This window comes from Streptomyces sp. NPDC086023 (assembly GCF_044540325.1).
Lineage (GTDB): Bacteria > Actinomycetota > Actinomycetes > Streptomycetales > Streptomycetaceae > Streptomyces.
The window spans coordinates 36,762-53,017 of record NZ_JBITRX010000023.1; the positions used below are offsets into that span (position 1 = coordinate 36,762).

12 protein-coding genes and 2 pseudogenes are annotated in these 16,256 nt (G+C 73.3%); 5 read left to right on the forward strand and 9 right to left on the reverse strand.

What is annotated here, in order from left to right; genetic code table 11:
- The first annotated feature begins 54 nt into the window (after window positions 1-54).
- Complete coding sequence (locus tag ACIF6F_RS32015) at window positions 55-948, forward strand: DUF4231 domain-containing protein (protein WP_399955016.1); 894 nt, start codon at window positions 55-57, stop codon at window positions 946-948.
- A 20-nt stretch (window positions 949-968) separates the two neighbouring features.
- Here the strand turns inward: ACIF6F_RS32015 and ACIF6F_RS32020 are convergent, their stop codons facing one another.
- The 4 genes from ACIF6F_RS32020 to ACIF6F_RS32035 all read right to left on the reverse strand — a co-directional run bounded on the left by ACIF6F_RS32020 (window position 969) and on the right by ACIF6F_RS32035 (window position 4,483).
- Window positions 969-1,448 (reverse strand): hypothetical protein, encoded by a 480-nt coding sequence (locus ACIF6F_RS32020; RefSeq protein ID WP_399955018.1) that lies wholly within the window; start codon window positions 1,446-1,448, stop codon window positions 969-971.
- A gap of 208 nt (window positions 1,449-1,656) precedes the next feature.
- Complete coding sequence (locus tag ACIF6F_RS32025) at window positions 1,657-2,544, reverse strand: S1 family peptidase (RefSeq protein ID WP_399955021.1); 888 nt, start codon at window positions 2,542-2,544, stop codon at window positions 1,657-1,659.
- A gap of 267 nt (window positions 2,545-2,811) precedes the next feature.
- Window positions 2,812-3,078, reverse strand: a complete 267-nt coding sequence (locus tag ACIF6F_RS32030) for a hypothetical protein (RefSeq protein ID WP_399955024.1) — start codon at window positions 3,076-3,078, stop codon at window positions 2,812-2,814.
- A gap of 151 nt (window positions 3,079-3,229) precedes the next feature.
- Window positions 3,230-4,483, reverse strand: a complete 1,254-nt coding sequence (locus ACIF6F_RS32035; protein WP_399955028.1) for a DUF5685 family protein — start codon at window positions 4,481-4,483, stop codon at window positions 3,230-3,232.
- A 278-nt stretch (window positions 4,484-4,761) separates the two neighbouring features.
- Between ACIF6F_RS32035 and ACIF6F_RS32040 the strand changes: the two genes are divergently transcribed.
- Window positions 4,762-5,196: a cell division protein SepF gene (locus tag ACIF6F_RS32040; RefSeq protein WP_399955031.1), complete on the forward strand. Its 435-nt coding sequence runs from the start codon at window positions 4,762-4,764 to the stop codon at window positions 5,194-5,196.
- Between the two features lie 41 nt (window positions 5,197-5,237).
- On the opposite strand, the gene ACIF6F_RS32045 is transcribed toward ACIF6F_RS32040, so the two are convergent.
- Together ACIF6F_RS32045 and ACIF6F_RS32050 are read right to left on the reverse strand one after the other, a co-directional pair.
- Entirely contained in the window at window positions 5,238-6,419 is a 1,182-nt protein-coding gene (locus ACIF6F_RS32045; protein WP_399955036.1) for an acyl-CoA dehydrogenase family protein, read from the reverse strand.
- 102 nt (window positions 6,420-6,521) lie between these two features.
- Window positions 6,522-8,327, reverse strand: coding sequence for an MFS transporter (locus ACIF6F_RS32050; protein ID WP_399955042.1), 1,806 nt, complete (start codon window positions 8,325-8,327; stop codon window positions 6,522-6,524).
- Between the two features lie 265 nt (window positions 8,328-8,592).
- Between ACIF6F_RS32050 and ACIF6F_RS32055 the strand changes: the two genes are divergently transcribed.
- From ACIF6F_RS32055 to ACIF6F_RS32065, 3 genes and pseudogenes are all read left to right on the forward strand, one after another.
- On the forward strand, window positions 8,593-9,756 hold the full coding sequence (locus ACIF6F_RS32055; RefSeq protein WP_399955045.1) for a hypothetical protein: 1,164 nt from the start codon (window positions 8,593-8,595) through the stop codon (window positions 9,754-9,756).
- A gap of 331 nt (window positions 9,757-10,087) precedes the next feature.
- Window positions 10,088-11,131 (forward strand): phosphatase PAP2 family protein, encoded by a 1,044-nt coding sequence (locus tag ACIF6F_RS32060; protein WP_399955049.1) that lies wholly within the window; start codon window positions 10,088-10,090, stop codon window positions 11,129-11,131.
- A gap of 446 nt (window positions 11,132-11,577) precedes the next feature.
- A pseudogene (locus ACIF6F_RS32065) lies at window positions 11,578-13,104 on the forward strand (cbb3-type cytochrome c oxidase subunit I); the annotation flags it as partial.
- Between the two features lie 49 nt (window positions 13,105-13,153).
- Here the strand turns inward: ACIF6F_RS32065 and ACIF6F_RS32070 are convergent.
- The 3 genes and pseudogenes from ACIF6F_RS32070 to ACIF6F_RS32080 all read right to left on the reverse strand — a co-directional run.
- Window positions 13,154-14,230: pseudogene (locus ACIF6F_RS32070) on the reverse strand (helix-turn-helix transcriptional regulator); the annotation flags it as partial.
- Window positions 14,231-14,379: 149 nt separating this feature from the next.
- Window positions 14,380-15,684 (reverse strand): ABC transporter substrate-binding protein, encoded by a 1,305-nt coding sequence (locus tag ACIF6F_RS32075; protein ID WP_399955052.1) that lies wholly within the window; start codon window positions 15,682-15,684, stop codon window positions 14,380-14,382.
- 5 nt (window positions 15,685-15,689) lie between these two features.
- Window positions 15,690-16,208 carry a hypothetical protein gene (locus ACIF6F_RS32080; RefSeq protein WP_399955177.1) on the reverse strand — a complete coding sequence of 173 codons (519 nt, stop codon included), beginning with the start codon at window positions 16,206-16,208 and terminating at the stop codon, window positions 15,690-15,692.
- Window positions 16,209-16,256 lie beyond the last annotated feature (48 nt).

Consider the following 16,256-nt stretch of genomic DNA (forward strand, 5'->3'; position numbering starts at 1 on the left):
AGAACAGCAGACTGGGGGCGGGCTGTGATGGATTATCGCGGATCTCTGAACAGCATGACTTTTCGGAACGAGGACCTTCCGGCGCTTTTCCACCACGCCGACGGCGCCGCGGTCGCCCGCCAGCGGGAGTCCACGCGGGCCACGCGCGCGCAGCTGCTGCTGCTCGTGCTCGCGGCCGCCGCGGCGGCGCTGCCGGGGCCCCATCTCGGCTCCGTTCAACTGCCGGCGCTGGGAGCCCTGTCGGGGTACGCGGGGGTGCTGGCCATCGGGGTGCGGGCCTCCCGTCGCCGGGCCCGGCCGCAGTGGCAGCTCAACCGGTCGGCGGCGGAGTTCATCAAGTCGCTTGCGTGGCGGTACGCCGTTCACGGTGCACCCTTCGGAGCGGCGGGAGCGGATGCCGAGGAGCTGTACCGTACCCGCCTGGAGTCCGGTCTGGACGAGCTGAAGAAGATGGGGTGGAGCGATCCCCGGCAGACCGGGGAGGTTCCGCAGGGCCTCGAAATCACCTCTGGCATGCGGCAGTTACGGGGCCGGGTCTACAGCGTGCGGCGGGAGACGTACGTGCGCGACCGGCTGATCGAGCAGCGCAACTGGTACCGCCGCAAGACCGACGTGTCGCGCCGGGCGACCGCGCTGTGGTCCTGGACGATCGTCCTCCTCACCCTGCTGGGCCTGGTGTTCGCCCTGTTCAGGACCTTCGGGGCGGGACCGGCGGGCGGCCTGTCGGGACTGCTGAGCGCGGCCGCCGCGGCGGCCATCGCGTGGAACGAGATGCGCCGGCACCACCCGCTGATAGAGGCGCACACCCTCATCGAGCAGGACCTGGGGGCGATGATGGTGGTGATGCAGACGACGATCACCGAGGACCAGTGGCCCTCCGCCGTCTACGAGACGGAGCGCTACGTCTCACCCCAGCACACCGACTGGCTGGCCCGGCACAGCAGTTGACGTAGCGTCGGATACGGCGGTCAGTCCCGCTCGACCCCGTCGCACCAGATGACCGTGACCGGCTTCCCGAGCCCCCGCGCGTAGGCGACGATGTCGCCGGTGCCGCCGCGGCCGCGCGCGGGGAGCCCGTCCCAGACGGCGACGAGCCGGTCGCAGGCGTCGGCGATGAAGGTGCCGGCCGCGTAGTAGGCGTCGTCCGTCGAATGGGCGTAGTCCATCCGGACCTCCTGGGTGGCCCGCCCCTTGAGCCGTCTGTACCGGGCGAGCGCCTCGGGGTCGGCGAAGGTCTTCTCGTAGTCCCCGCTGGGGATGACCACCGTCAGGTCCGCCCCGCACTCCAGCGCGATGTCCGCGAAGATCTGGTCCGCGCCCTCGGCGAGGCTGGAGAGGGCCTCCATCGGGCCCTCGTGGCCGTCGAGCAGGTCCCGCAGCCCGTCCGTGACGTGGGTGAGCACCTCGCCCGGAATGCTGCGGTGCCCGGTCACTCCGATGCGCTTCATGCCGCCAAGTCCCCCCGTCACTGCGGAAATACCCCGGCGAATCGCCGGATGCCGGACGCCCCTGGACATCCTCCCAGAAGGCGGGGGAACGTCCAGGGGCGCGAACGGGGGCGCGCGGATCAGAGGCGCCGTACCGCGGCCGGACCGGGGACCGCGGACCGGGGACCGGGGACCGGGGACCGGGGACCGGGGACCGGGTGTCAGGGGATCAGTAGACGCTCACCCCGTAGGCGCTGAGCGCCTCGGTCACCGGCTGGAAGAAGGTCGTGCCGCCGGAGGAGCAGTTGCCGCTGCCGCCGGAGGTGAGGCCGACCGCACGGGTGCCCGAGTACAGCGGGCCGCCGCTGTCGCCGGGCTCGGCGCACACGTTGGTGCGGATCATGCCGTAGACCACGTCGCCGCCGCCGTAGTTGACCGTGGCGTTGAGGCCGGTGACGGAGCCGCTGTGGGTCCCGGTGGTGGAGCCGCGGCGGGTGACGGACATGCCGACGGTCGCGTTGACCGCGCTGGTGATGTCCTGGCTTCCGACGGTGCCGGGGTGGGCGAGGGAGGTGTTGTCGTAGCGGACGATGCCGTAGTCGTTGACGGGGAAGCTGGACCCGACGGTGGGTCCGATGCTGGTGGTGCGCGCGGAGTTGGTGTACCAGGTGCCGGCGCCGTCGGTGCAGTGGCCCGCGGTCAGCAGGTAGTAGGTGCCGGAGGAGCTGCGGACGTTGAAGCCCAGGGAGCAGCGCCAGCTGCTGGCGTAGATGGCGTCGCCGCCGGAGATCAGCTTGCTGAAGCGGCCCGGGGTGCGCTCGACGCGGATGGCTCCCGCGTCGGCGCCGGCCTCGCGCTTGATCCGCGCGATGTCGGCCCCGCTGACCCGGGAGTCGGCGACCAGGACGAGGGTTCCGGTGGCAGGGTCGGTGTGCCAGGCGGTGCCCGCGACGTCGGCGCGCAGGACCGACGCTCCGGCGGCGGCGAGCCGGGCGGGTGAGTAGCCGCCGGCGGGCTGGTCCGCGCCGGCCGCGGTGGGCGCGGCCAGGGTGACGCAGGCGGCGATTCCGGCCGCGAGGGCGGTCAGCCGGGTGGGGGTGATGCGCTTGATCCTCACTTCTCGTTCCTCCCAGGGGGGATCGGGGGTCCGCTGCTGTGGGGTTCGGCGGGCCCGGTGAGGCGCAGTCGGGGAGCGGGCCGGGGGGATTGCGTGCGGGTGCCCGCCGCGGACTCCGTCCGACGGGGGCGCCATTTTGGCCGTGTCCCTGACAAGCGCTGCTCGGGAGTGTGGTGGTGGCGGCATCCGGCCGCAAGGGCGGCTTTCGGCCGCCCGGAGCCGTCCGGGGACCGGCGGGCCGGGCCTGCGGGCGGCGCGGCGCCGGGGTCAGGGGGCCGGCCGGCGCTCCCCCGCCCCGGCGACGAAGGGGAGGGTGTCGGCGACGGAGGGGGTGGCGCGGAGGGAGGTCCTGCGGACGGACCGGGCGACGGGGAGGACGGACCCACCCGCGATGGCCCGGGCGCCGGGAACGGCCGGAATTCGACCTTCCGGGTAGCCGGCGGGCGTACGGGTTCCGGTCAGGACGGGGCGGCCGCGCGGCGCCGGGGGGCCGTCGGCGCGGAACGGCCGGGGTTCTGATGCGTCATCAGTCATGCCGGTCAGATTTTCACACGACCCGCACACGGCATCCCGGCTGTACGCCGTCCGGCCCTCTGCCCGCTCTTCGGCCCGATCGCCTCCGGGCGCCATCATGCCGGGGTTGGGGGTGGGACGGCCGGCAGGGGGGGGCGGCCGACGGGACTTCTCAGCAGTCGCAGCCGCAGCCGTCGCAGCAGCAGCCGTCACAGCAGCCGCCGTCGCCGCAGCAGTTCGAGCAGCAGTCGCAGCCGTCGCACACGTCCCCCGCGTCGCACCACGGATCGCGCCGCTCCCGGGACCAGGGCCCGTCGTGCTCGGTGCAGCACATCTGGCACGTGCAGAACAGCCCCAGGAACGCGGCGCAGCCGGCCAGCAGACCGCGCGGCGGCTTGTGCGGACGCTGCGGCCCGCCCGGCGGAGGCGGCAGCAGCGGGCTGCCCGGCCCCTGGGGGGTGCCGTACGGGTTCCCGTGGGGATTGCCGTACGGGTTGTTCGCCTCCGGCGCGGCACCGCCGGCCACCGGGGAGCCGTCCGGCAGCAGCAGCCCCTGCGCGTGACCGCAGCTCGTGGTGCCGAAGGCACGGTCCACCGAGTTCCGCAGCTCGTGGACCAGCAGCAGGTGCGCGAGGCCTCGGTCGCTGAACTCGACCTCCTTCAGCGCCAGCCGTATCCCGTGCAGGGCGTCGTCGCACAGGCGGCGGGCCTCCTCACGGGAGGTGCCGGTGGCGGTGAGGGGGTTCCAGGCGCCGGAGACGGCGTCGGCGGCCTGGTCCTCGACGGCGTCCAGCAGGTGCGCCAGCCGCCCGAAGAGCGCCCCGGCCTCGGCGAGCGGGGCCGCGTTGCCTGGCCGGCCGGCGAGGACGGCGGTATGGGCGAAGGCCGCCGCGGTGGCGGTCTCGGTGGGCTCGGTGACGACGAGCACCGGCGTGCCGGGGCCGGCCAGGGACTCCACCCCGGCCTGCCGGTCCACCGCCTCGACCAGCACGGCGGTGTCGAAGCCGACCGCCGCGCCGGTGCGCGCGCCGGCCCGGTCCCAGCCGCGGGCCACGGTGCGCGCGGCGGCGGCGATCGGGGCCCGCGCCAACAGCCCGTCGCGGTCGGCCACGTGGTCCCGCACCTTGGCGGAGGCCAGGACGAGGGAGACGGCGGCGGCGAGCCGGGCGCCCTCGCCCCGGGCGACGGAGGCGGTGCGCATGCCGCGCAGCGGGCAGGGGCCGGCGGTGCGCCGGGCGCCGGCGACCGGTCCCGACTGAGCCTCCGTCAGGACGGAGACGAGCAGCCCGTCGTAGTTCGTGACCACCCGGGCGAGCTGGCCGTGGTCCCCGCGAAGTGCCAGGCACAGTCCGCAGAGATGGGCCATCCACTCCGCCTTGAAGCGCTCACCGAGGCGGTGGCTGCAGGGCCTGACAATTCCGAACACGACGGTCCCCCCGTGCATCGATCGCGTGTGCCGGGGAATCGTACCGGCCAGGTTTACTCACCCGAACGCCCCGTGCGTCACCCGTACGGAGCGATGCGTCGTATTTTCACTCAGACAGCAGTCAGGGCCGCGAAGATCCTTAGCGGAACACCGGAAGTTCTGCACCAGAACCGTCACGAAACCCCTGTGCGGCGGCTATCCACTTGGCGCGTTGTCAGCATCATGGACGACCATAGGGATGCGGAACCAAAAACTGACCGCGGTGGAAGGAGGCGTCCATGGGTTCGGTGCGCAAGGCGAGTGCCTGGCTGGGACTTGTCGAGGACAGCGACGACGAGCGTTACTACGACGACGAGTACGCCCAGGACTCGGGGGCCGGCGACCAGTGGGTCACCGACCCGCGCGTCAGGGTGGCCTCCGACTCCGCCGTGGAGCACGGCCGTCGGATCGCCACGGTCACCCCGGACGGCTTCCGGGACGCCCGCGGCATCGGCGAGCTGTTCCGTGACGGCGTGCCCGTCATCGTGAACCTCTCCTCGATGGACCCCTCGGACGCGAAGCGCGTGGTCGACTTCGCGGCCGGCCTGACGTTCGGTCTGCGGGGCTCGATCGAGCGGGTGGCGACCCGGGTCTTCCTGCTGACCCCGGCCGACACCCAGATCGTGAACGAGAACGGCCACCGCGCCGAGGACGGCTTCTTCAACCAGAGCTGAGCAGGGCCCTCACCGGCCGCCCCGGTCCGCCGCCCCGCGGCCTACCGGAACGCGTCGATTCCGGTGAGCGCCTTGCCCAGCACCAGCTGGTGCATCTCGACGGTGCCCTCGTAGGTGAGGACCGACTCCAGGTTGGTCGCGTGCCGCATGACGGGGTATTCGAGCGAGATCCCGTTCGCGCCCAGGATGGTGCGGGCGGTGCGGCAGATCTCGATGGCCTCGCGCACGTTGTTGAGCTTGCCGAAGCTGACCTGCTCGGGGCGCAGCCGCCCGGCGTCCATGCGCGTGCCCAGGTGGTGGGCCAGCAGGATGCCCTTGTGGAGTTCCAGCGCCATGTCCGCGAGCTTGGCCTGGGTGAGCTGGAAGCCGCCGATCGGCTTCCCGAACTGCTCGCGGGTCTTCGCGTAGTCCAGTGCCGCCTCGAAGCTGGCGCGGGCCGCGCCCATCGAACCCCAGACGATCCCGTAGCGCGCGTGGCTGAGGCAGCTCAGCGGACCCTTGAGGCCGGTGACGCCCGGCAGCACCGCGTCGGCGGGCAGCCGCACCTCGTCCATGACCAGTTCGCTGGTGACCGAGGCGCGCAGCGACCACTTGTGCTTGATCTCGGGGGCGGAGAAGCCGGGCGCGTCCGTGGGGACGGCGAAGCCGCGGATGCCCTCGTCGGTCTGGGCCCAGACGACGGCGACGGCGGCCACGGAGCCGTTGGTGATCCACATCTTGCGGCCCGTCAGGATCCAGTCGGTGCCGTCCCGCTTGGCGTACGTGCGCATGGCGGCCGGGTCGGAGCCGACGTCGGGCTCGGTGAGGCCGAAGCAGCCGATGAGCTCGCCGGCGGCCATGCCGGGCAGCCAGCGCTGCTTCTGCTCCTCGGAGCCGTACTTCCGGATCGCGTACATCGCCAGCGAGCCCTGTACGGAGACCAGGGAGCGGATGCCGGAGTCGGCGGCCTCCAGCTCCAGGCAGGCCAGGCCGTACTGGACGGCGCTGGCGCCGGCGCAGCCGTACCCCTCCAGGGACATGCCGAGGGCGCCGAGGGCGCCGAGCTCGCGGGCCAGTTCGCGGATGACGGGCAGTTCGCCGCTCTCGTACCACTCGGCGACGTGGGGCAGGACGCGGTCGGCCGCCCAGGTGCGGACGGTGTCGCGGACCGCGAGGTCCTCGGGGCTGAGGAGGTCGTCGATGCCGAGGGGGTCGGCGGGGTCGAAGGGCGGCGTTGCGGACACGGGTGGCCTCCGGCGGGCGCGAGGGTGGCGGGGCGGCCGCGGTGGCGGCCCGACCCGAAAACTAGCGGTGGAAGTTTTAAGCCTCGGCGCCGACGTTACGGCTCAGGGTGCGGTGCGTCCAGACCCGGCCGCCCCGACCGCGCCGTGCCGCGTGCGCGAGGGCCCGGGCACCTTGACCCGGCGGCCGGCCGGATCGCCCTTCGGCTGCGCGGGCAGCGCCACCGTACCGGCCGCGGCCGCCACCGGCACACCGCCCTCGACGGCCTCGACCGCCTCCGCGGCCGCGCCCCGCGCTTCCGGGACGGCGCCCCCGGCCTCGTCCGCCTCGCCGGCGGCGGCCGTGCAGTCCATCACCCGCGGCAGCCGCAGCGCGGCGACCGCACCCAGCAGCAGCAGGCCGGCGCTGACCAGCAGCGTGACGTGCAGGCCGTGGACGAAGGCGGACCGGGCGGCGTGGAAGAGGGACTCCCCCGCGGCGCCGCCGAGCCCGTCGGCGATCTGGTAGGCCTCGCCCAGGGAGTTGCCGGCGGAGGCGCTGTCGGCCGCGGAGACGCCGGGCACCTCGCGCACTCCGGGCGCGTAGGCGGCGTTCATCACGCTGCCGAGCAGGGCGATGCCCATCCCCGCGCCGAGCTGGTACGAGGTCTCGCCGATGGCCGCGGCGCCGCCGGCCTGCTGCACCGGGGCCTCGCTGAGCATGGACTCGTACGCCCCGAAGAGCGTGGTCTGGAGGCCGAAGCCGAGCAGCACGAAGCCGACGGTGAGCAGCAGCGGCCGGTCGTGCTGGCCCATCAGGGTCAGCAGGACCACGGCTCCGGCGGTCAGCAGGAAGCCCAGCGAGACCATGGCGCGGGGGCCGACGCGGTGCAGGGTGTACGAGCCGCCGGCGCCCGCGGCCATGGCGGCGAAGGTCAGCGGGAGCAGCCGCAGCCCGGTCTCCAGGGGGCTCAGGCCCAGCACGAGCTGGAGGTACTGGACGGCCAGCAGCTCCAGGCCGACCAGGGCGAGCATGGCGAGCACGATGCAGCCGACGGAGGTGGCGAAGGCGGGCCGGGAGAACATCCCGATGTCGACGAGGGGGTGGGCGCGCCGCTTCTGCCGCCGGACGAAGAGCACCAGCAGCAGGGTGCCGGCCACGAGCGGCACCAGGGTCCAGGGGCTGAGGATCGCGTCGCCCGCGCCGGCCCGCTTGACGCCGAGGACCACGCCGAGGATGCCGGCCGCGGCCATCAGGGCGCCCAGGACGTCCCAGGGGCCGTTGCCCGTGCCCCGGGATTCCGGCAGCAGCCAGCGGGCGGCCGGGAGCAGCAGCGCCATGAGCGGGATGTTGATGAGGAAGACCGAGCCCCACCAGTAGTTCTCGACCAGGAAGCCGCCGAGCACCGGTCCGGTGGCCGCGCCGACGGCGGCGACGGCGGTCCAGATGCCGATGGCCAGGGCGCGCTCGCGGCGGTCGGGGAAGACCTGCCGGATGATCGACAGGGTGGCCGGCATGATCATCGCGCCGCCGATGCCGAGCAGCACCCGGGCGGCGATCAGCACCTGTGCGTTGTCCGCGAGGGCGGCGACGGCCGAGGCGACGCCGAAGAGGGCGTACCCGAGCAGCAGGACGCGGCGGCGCCCGACGCGGTCGCCGAGCGTGCCGAAGAGGATCAGCAGCGAGGCGCAGACCAGGGGGTAGGCGTCGACGATCCAGAGCAGCTCGATGGAGCCGGGGCGCAGGTCCTCGGTGACCGCCGGGACGGCCACGTGCAGGATGGTGGCGTCGAGGGCGACGAGGACGAGGCTGACGCAGAGGACGACGAGGACCACCCAGCGGTTCGCGCCGCCCTGGGCCGCGGCGAGCCGCCGGGCCTGTCGTTGCCAGGGGGAAGGGATCCGCTCTCGGACCGTGTTCGTCCCTGACATGCATGTACCTCCCAGGTGATCCCTCGCACTCGGCGGACCAGCGGTGTGAGCTCTGGTGCCACGCGTTCCGCGGGCGTTCCACGGCGTTCTTCGGGGTCCGGCATCGACTGGCGAGTGAACCGTCAGCGTACGCGAGTTCGGCTGTGGATCACGTGGTCAAGCTCTCACCCCCGCGGCCGCCGGGGTGTGGCGTGCGCCACTCGCACCACCCCTGCGTGCACGCCCGGTGACGGCCCGTGGTCCCGGGCCGCCTCCACCGATAATCATGCCCGTGACCGATCTTGCTCCACCCGCTCCGCCGCACCCGTCCCGGGGCGCCGCCCTGTCCGCCGCGCTGCGCAGGGCCGCGCCCGCCCTGCTGGGCTTCGCCGCCGTGCGCCTGCTCGGCCTGGCCGTGCTGGCGCTGTGGGGGGCGGCCGCCGGCAGCAGCCCGCACCACCTGCTCGCCGAGCGCTGGGACTCGCTCTGGTACACCCGGGTCGCCGCGCTCGGATACGGGTACGAGGTGGCGCTGCCGAACGGCGACGTCCACTCGAACCTGGCCTTCTTCCCGCTGCTGCCGTGGCTGGAGCGGGGGCTGGCCGCGGTGAGTCCGCTCGCCCACCAGGACGCGGGGCTGCTGGTGGCGTGGCTGGCCTCGCTCTTCGCCGCCTGGGGGATCTTCGCCGTCGCGGACCTGCTGTACGGACGCCGGGCGGGGGTGCTGGCGGCGGTGGTCTGGGCGGCGCTGCCGGTGGGGATCGTGCAGTCCATGGCGTACAGCGAGTCGCTGTTCACGGCGCTGGCGGCGTGGGCGCTGTACGCGGTGCTCACCGGGCGGTGGCCGGCGGCCGGCCTGCTGGCGGCCCTGGCGGGGCTGACCCGGCCGGTGGGCGCGGCGGTGGTGGCCGCGGTGTGGGCGGGGGCGCTGCTGCGGGTGCGGGCGGGCGAGCGGTCGGCCGGGCTGCTCGCGGGGGTGCTGCTGGCTCCGCTGGGGGCGGCGGGGTACGTGCTGTGGGTGGGCGGCCACACCGGCGAGGGGCTGCTCGGGTACCTGGACGTGCAGGCCGGCTGGGGGAACGGCTTCGACGGGGGCTGGGCCTTCGCCCGGTTCGTCGGGGGGAAGCTGGCGTCGCCCGCGTTCCTCGCGGGGGTCGGGCTGATCGCCGGCGTGGTGCTGGTGCTGTGGCTGTACTGGCGGTGCGTGCGGGCCCGGCAGCCGCTGCCGCTGCTGGTGTACTGCGGGATCGTCGTCGCGCTCGCGCTGTGCGCCTCGGGGTACTTCGGGTCGAAGCCCCGGCTGTTGCTGCCGGCGTTCCCGCTGCTGCTGCCGGTGGCGGTGGCGCTGGCCCGGTGGCGGACCCGGCGGGCGGCCGCGGTGCTGGGGGCGGCCGCGGCGCTGTCGGCGGTGTACGGGGCGTTCTGGCTGAACGGCTCCGGCCCGCCGTAGGGGTCCCGGCGGGCGGGGTCCGGGGTCGGCGGGGACGTACGGCGGGAGGGGCGCGCGGCGGGTGCGCCGTGACCGGTGCGTGACCGACGCGTGACCGGGGGCCGCGCGGCGGAGCCGTCAATTCCGGAACCGGTCGGGTAATGGGATTTCCTCTCGAATAAACTCGCGGTTGGCGTCGATTGGAATTCGAGCGGACGCGATCCGCCAAGGACCGCCGATTCTCGGATTGCCTTGAATAGGTCCCCGAATGAGACCTACTCCACATCACATGGTCATCACGAACCCAGCGATTCGGCCGGGCCGCGCACTCACGCGCGGTAACGTCGATTGAGTGCGTACCGACCGAATCTTCACCCGTCTGGAGCGGGTCTTCGCCCGCCTGGACCGTGAACCCGAACGACCGGCTCATCTGCAAGTACCGCAGATGAGCCGGCACCGCGTGGTGCTCTTCGGCGCGACCCTCGCCTTCTATCTCGCGATCGTGGTCGGCGTGCTGACCACGTCCGAGCTGGTCCGGCTGGACTGGCAGGTGATGTTCTTCCGCCCCTACGAGCAGTGGCCCCAACTGCACGCGTTCCTGGACTACTACGTGGTCCTCGGCCAGCGCGGACCGACCGCGGTCATGGTCGCCGCGTGGCTCGGCTGGCGCTCCTGGCGCCAGCACACCCTCCGGCCGCTGATCACCCTCGGGGTGGCGCTGCTGCTGCTCAACGTGACCGTGGGCGCGGTCAAGCTCGGTCTGGGGCGGCTCGGTCCGCACTACGCCACCCAGATCGGTTCGGCCGAACTCTTCGCCGGCGGCGATATATTCCCCAGCGGCCACACCGCCAACGCCGTCGTGACCTGGGGAATCCTGGCCTACCTGGCCTCCACCGTACGGACCCGCCGCAACCTCTCCGTGCTCTCCGCGGTCGTCGCCCTCGGCGTCGGCGCCACCACCGTCTACCTCGGTACGCACTGGGTGAGCGACGTGCTGCTGGGCTGGGCCGCGGGCCTGCTGATCCTGCTGGCGCTGCCCTGGTTCGAGCCGCTGATCGCCCGGGTCGAGGCCTGGGTCTTCGAACTGCGGGAGCTGCTGCGGTCCCTGCGCGCCCGGCGCCGCACCGCGGTCCCGGCCCCTGTGCCGGTCACGCCGCTGTCCACGCGGGTGTTCGTCCAGCGGCCCACCGCGGCCGACGGGGAGGAGCCCCTGCGCCCGTCCGCGCCGGCCCCGGCCGGCCACGCGGCCCGCGCCACCGCCCACCTGGCACCGCGCCCGCACCTCATCCGTGCCGAGCGCTCCCCCGGCAGCCCGGCGGGCACCCGCCGGCCCGTGCACGCCGAGCGCGCCCCCCGCGGGGCCACCGCCACCGCCCGTCCCGCCACCGGCGCCTGACGGTCCGGCCGCCCGCCGGGGCGGCCGGATCCGGTCCCGCCGGCGGCGCGCCCGGACGTTGGTCCATCCCGGGTCACGCTTGTGTCACAGAACGTCGACAGCGGCCGAAGCGGAATCCCCCGCTCTGAACGGCGGTCACGGAGGGTTCCGCCTCCCCATTCCGTGCCGCCCCGAGACGGCCCGAATGGCCTTCGAATTCCCGGCCCCCGCGAGGCAATTCCCGGGGCCCCATTCCGCGCGCCGCGCCCCGCCCGGGAACTGACGCTCCATGGAATGTCCATGGTTTCTCCACAAGCCCGTGCCCTCTCCGCCCGGGCCGGCGCGATCCCCGTCCCGGCCCGGCCGGACCGGCGCGTTGGCGCCCTGTTCCCGCGGACCTGCTGCCAGCATCATGGCCTGAGCCTGATGCCCGATCCGCAGCACGACGGACAGCGAGGGGACCCGCGATGGGGACGGAAACCGCCGCGGCCGCGGCCGCACCGGCAGACAAGCCCCGGCCGGGCAGGATCGTGGTCGACTGGCTGACCACCACCGACCACAAGAAGATCGGGCACCTCTACCTGGTCACGTCGTTCGTCTTCTTCCTGATGGCCGGCGTGATGGCCCTGATGATGCGGGCGGAACTCGCCAGGCCCGGTCTCCAGCTGATGACGAACAACCAGTTCAACCAGCTCTTCACGCTGCACGGCACGATCATGCTGCTGCTCTTCGCGACCCCCACCTTCGCCGGGTTCGCCAACGAGATCATGCCGCTCCAGATCGGCTCGCCCGACGTGGCGTTCCCCCGCCTGAACATGCTCTCGTACTGGCTCTTCCTGTTCGGCGGACTGATCGTGCTCGGCTCGCTGCTCACCCCGAGCGGGCCGGCCGCCTTCGGCTGGTTCGCGTACGCCCCGCTGAACAGCCTGGAACGCTCCCCGGGGATCGGCGCCGACATGTGGATCATGGGGCTGGCGCTCTCCGGGTTCGGCACCATCCTCGGCGCCGTGAACTTCGTGACCACGATCGTGGGCATGCGCGCCCCCGGGATGACCATGTTCCGGCTGCCGATCTTCACCTGGAACGTGCTGTTCACCTCGATCCTGGTGCTCTTCGCGTTCCCGGTGCTCGCCGCCGCGCTGCTCTGCCTGGAGGCGGACCGGCGGTTCGGCTCGGTGGTCTTCGACGCCGGCAACGGCGGCGCGCTGCTCTGGCAGCACCTCTTCTGGTTCTTCGGCCATCCCGAGGTCTACATCATCGCCCTGCCGTTCTTCGGAATCATCACCGAGATCATTCCGGTGTTCTCCCGGAAACCGGTGTTCGGCTACCTGACCCTGGTCGCCGCCACCATGACGATCACCGGCCTGTCCGTCGTGGTCTGGGCACACCACATGTTCGCCACCGGCGCCGTGCTGCTGCCCTTCTTCTCGTTCATGTCCTTCCTGATCGCCGTGCCGACGGGCGTGAAGTTCTTCAACTGGACCGGGACGATGCTGGGGGGCTCGCTGTCCTTCGAGACGCCCATGCTGTGGGCCGTCGGCTTCCTGGTCAGCTTCCTCTTCGGCGGGCTGACCGGCGTGATCCTGGCCTCGCCGCCGATGGACTTCCACGTCACCGACTCGTACTTCGTCGTCGCCCACTTCCACTACGTGGTCTTCGGCACCGTGGTCTTCGCGATGTTCGCGGGCTTCTACTTCTGGTGGCCCAAGCTCACCGGCAGACTGCTCGACGAACGGCTCGGGAAGATCCACTTCTGGACGCTGTTCATCGGCTTCCACACCACCTTCCTGGTGCAGCACTGGCTCGGTGCCGAGGGGATGCCCCGCCGGTACTCCGACTACCTGGCCGCCGACGGGTTCACCGCGCTCAACACCGTGTCGACCGTCGGCGCCCTGCTGCTCGGGCTCTCCACGCTGCCGTTCCTCTACAACGTCTGGAAGACCCGGCACGAGGGCGAGCGGGTCACGGTCGACGACCCGTGGGGCTTCGGAAGGTCACTGGAATGGGCGACCTCCTGTCCGCCGCCCCGCCACAACTTCCGCGCCCTGCCCCGGATCCGCTCCGAGTCCCCGGCCTTCGACCTGCACCACCCCGACATCGCCGCAGCGGAGGCCGCGCTCACGCCAGGTCCGGCTCCCGCCCCGGACCCCGCTCCCGGCTCCGCTCCGCCGCCCGGCCCAGCAGGTCCCGGGCGGCCCTGATCCGGCCGGCCAGCTCCGGCGGCTCCACCACCTCGAACTCGAAGCCCATCATCAGCACGTGGATCACCAGCACGTCGAGCGCCGCCGCCCCGGTGTGCAGCAGGCAGCTGTGGGCGTCGACCGGTTCCAGTACGCCGTCCGAGGGCGAGACGGTACGGGCCGCCTCCTCGGCCGGCACGAGCAGCCGCAGCACCGCGCGGGCGGCGTAGGCCCGCCGGGAGACGCCTTCCGACACGTACGCGGCCAGGTCCTCGGCGGGCGGGGTGCGCGGGGGGAACCGGGGGCCGTGCGGCGGCCTCGGCTCGATCCGGTCGGCGCGGAAGGTCCGCCAGTCGTCCCGGTCCACGTCCCAGGCCACCAGGTACCAGCGGCGCTCGGTGCACACCAGCCGGTGCGGTTCGACGGTGCGACGGCTGGTCTCGCCCCGGTGGTCCCGGTAGAGGAAGCGCAGCCGCTCGCCGTCCCGGCACACCGCGGCGAGGTCGGTCAGCACGGAGGCGTCGACGGCCGGCCCGCCGGGCGCCCTGAGCATGGGCACCGTGAACTCGTTGAGGGCCGACACCCGCCGCCGCAGCCGCCCGGGCAGCACCTGCTCCAGCTTGGCCAGGGCCCGTACGGAGGCCTCGCCGATGCCCTCGACACCGTTCCCGGCGGCGGTGCGCAGCCCCACCGCCACGGCCACCGCCTCGTCGTCGTCGAGCAACAGCGGCGGCAGCTCGGCGCCCGCGCCCAGCTGGTAGCCGCCGCCGGTGCCGGGGCTGGCGTTGACCGGGTAGCCGAGCTCCCGCAGCCGGTCCACGTCCCGGCGGACCGTGCGCGGCGTGACGCCGAGCCGCTCGGCCAGGTCGGCGCCGGTCCATTCGCGGTGGGCCTGCAACAGGGAGAGCAGGCGCAGCAGTCGTGCGGAGGTCTCGAGCATGGGCCGAGTCTGCCAGCGCGCCGCCGGGGCGCGGCCGGGGCCGGTACGGGAGCGGCGGGCGGGAGGGACGCCGCGGCCGGGGGGCGTTACGGGAGCTGCGGTCAGGGCCGGTACGGGAGCTGCGGTCAGGGGCGGTACGGGAGCTGCGGTCAGGGCCGGTACGGGAGCTGCGGGACGACGAAGCAGTTGGCGGTCATGTCGGGGCCCTGGTCCACCCAGGTCCTGCCGTCCTGCCAGCGGGCCACGGACAGGCAGGTGCGGCGCTCCTCGGGGGGCGTGGCGGAGGGCACGTACGAGGCAGGCAGGAGCAGGCCCCGGGCGGTGTAGGGCTCGGGGCGGTCCATGAAGCGCTCGACGCACGCGCGGGTGAGGTCCGGCAGGCAGGAGCGGGCCGCGTCGGTGAACCACATGGCGGCGGCCCAGCCCTCCAGCTGCCACTGGGACAGCGGCCGGTCGCCCATGGCGGCGCGGAACTCGCGCACCGCGGGGTGGCCCGCCTCGGCGTGGTTGCGGCTGGAGCCGGTCGCCCAGAGGGAGTTGCGGCAGCGCGGGGCGGCGGCGTAGTCACGCCCGACGGTGTCGTTCCAGTTCTGCACGTTGGTGACCTTGGCGGTGACGTCGACCCCGGCCGCGTCCATCGCCTCGCACAGGCGGGCGTTGCCGTGGCTGTCGAGCGCGTCGAAGACCAGGTCCACGCCGCGGGCCTTCAGATCGGCCGCCACCGCACGGAAGTTGGGCAGTGCGAAGTCCACCTGTTCCTGGACCACGGTGTAGCCCTCGGCCTTCAGGCCCTCGGTGACCAGCCGGGCGTACGCGGCGGAGGCGGCCTGGTTGTAGGCGACCACGGCGGCGCTGCGGGCGCCCTGGGTCTGTTTGAAGTACCGGTAGACCTCGGTGCCGCCGTAGAGGGTGCCGTTCCAGCCGGGGGCGGTGCCGGTGCGGGGGGCCTGGCTGCCGTAGATCCCGTACAGGTGCGGGTAGGTGTCGTAGGCGGGTCCGATGGGCTGTCCCCCGATGTCGGGGACGCCGGCCCGGCTGACGAGCGGGGCGCCGGCGTAGTCGAGGGCGGTGGTGGCGACCAGGGCGAACACCTGGCGTTCGTCGAGGAGTTCGTGAACGCACTCGTTGTTGCCGATGCCGCTGCCGCCGTCGTCGCAGGTGACCACCTCGACGGGGCGCCCGCCGAGGCCGCCCTGCGCGTTGAGGGCGGCGAAGTACGCGTTGGCGCCCTCGCCGGGACCGGTGAACGCGTCGCCCCCGACCGGGCTGGTGACGCTGGCGATCAGGCCGACGCGGACCGGCGCGCCGGTGGCGGCGGCCGACGGCGGAGTGGGGCCCCGCCCTTCGAAGGCGCTCTCGGGCAGCCGGCTGCCGCAGGCCGCGCTCAGCGCGAGGACGGCGGCGAGCAGCAGGTGCCGAGCGGTCCGACGTACGTCGGCCCGGCGCGGGGGCAAGGGCGTCAGCAGCCCGGCACGGACGTGTCGCCGCTGAGCTGGATCAGCGCGCACAGCGTCTTGGCGGACACCTTCCAGACCTGGTCCACGTGGACGGAGGTGCCCTTGGAGGCGGTCAGGGCCGGGGTGCCGCCGACCAGCAGGTCGTACGTCACGGCGGCCTCGGTGGGCGAGGTGAACTCGACCTTCGTCACCTTGGCCGAGGTCTTCTGCGCGTTGGGATCGGCGCGCATGGCGAGCAGCACGGGCTGCAGGGTCTCGCCGTTCTCCAGCAGCTTGACCTTCTCCTCGGTGGGGGTCTTCGGGTCGAAGAACGCCACCCAGTTCCTGGTGACCTCCGCCTCGGCCGCGGCGGGGTCGGCGGGGCCGGACGGGCCGGTCGGCGTGGGGGCCGCCACGCTCGGCGTGCCCGGCGTGGCAACGCCGTTGCCGCCGTCGTCGGAGCATCCGACCGCGGCGGGGGTCAGCACGAGGACCGCCGCCGCGGCGAGCGCCGCGATACGAGAGTGTCTGCCCAGGACCATCTGGCTCACCACCGGTGTCCGAGCGAGCCGTTCGGCTCGATGCTTCCA

What these genes read in the sequence shown, in the direction of transcription:
- ACIF6F_RS32020 (WP_399955018.1), bottom strand. Translation starts at nt 1,448, where the DNA reads ATGAAGCGCATCGGAGTGACCGGGCACCGCAGCATTCCGGGCGAGGTG.
- ACIF6F_RS32055 (WP_399955045.1), top strand. Translation starts at nt 8,593, where the DNA reads ATGCCCGTGACCGATCTTGCTCCACCCGCTCCGCCGCACCCGTCCCGG.
- ACIF6F_RS32015 (WP_399955016.1), top strand. Translation starts at nt 55, where the DNA reads ATGACTTTTCGGAACGAGGACCTTCCGGCGCTTTTCCACCACGCCGAC.
- ACIF6F_RS32030 (WP_399955024.1), bottom strand. Translation starts at nt 3,078, where the DNA reads ATGACTGATGACGCATCAGAACCCCGGCCGTTCCGCGCCGACGGCCCC.
- ACIF6F_RS32040 (WP_399955031.1), top strand. Translation starts at nt 4,762, where the DNA reads ATGGGTTCGGTGCGCAAGGCGAGTGCCTGGCTGGGACTTGTCGAGGAC.
- ACIF6F_RS32050 (WP_399955042.1), bottom strand. Translation starts at nt 8,327, where the DNA reads ATGTCAGGGACGAACACGGTCCGAGAGCGGATCCCTTCCCCCTGGCAA.
- ACIF6F_RS32080 (WP_399955177.1), bottom strand. Translation starts at nt 16,208, where the DNA reads ATGGTCCTGGGCAGACACTCTCGTATCGCGGCGCTCGCCGCGGCGGCG.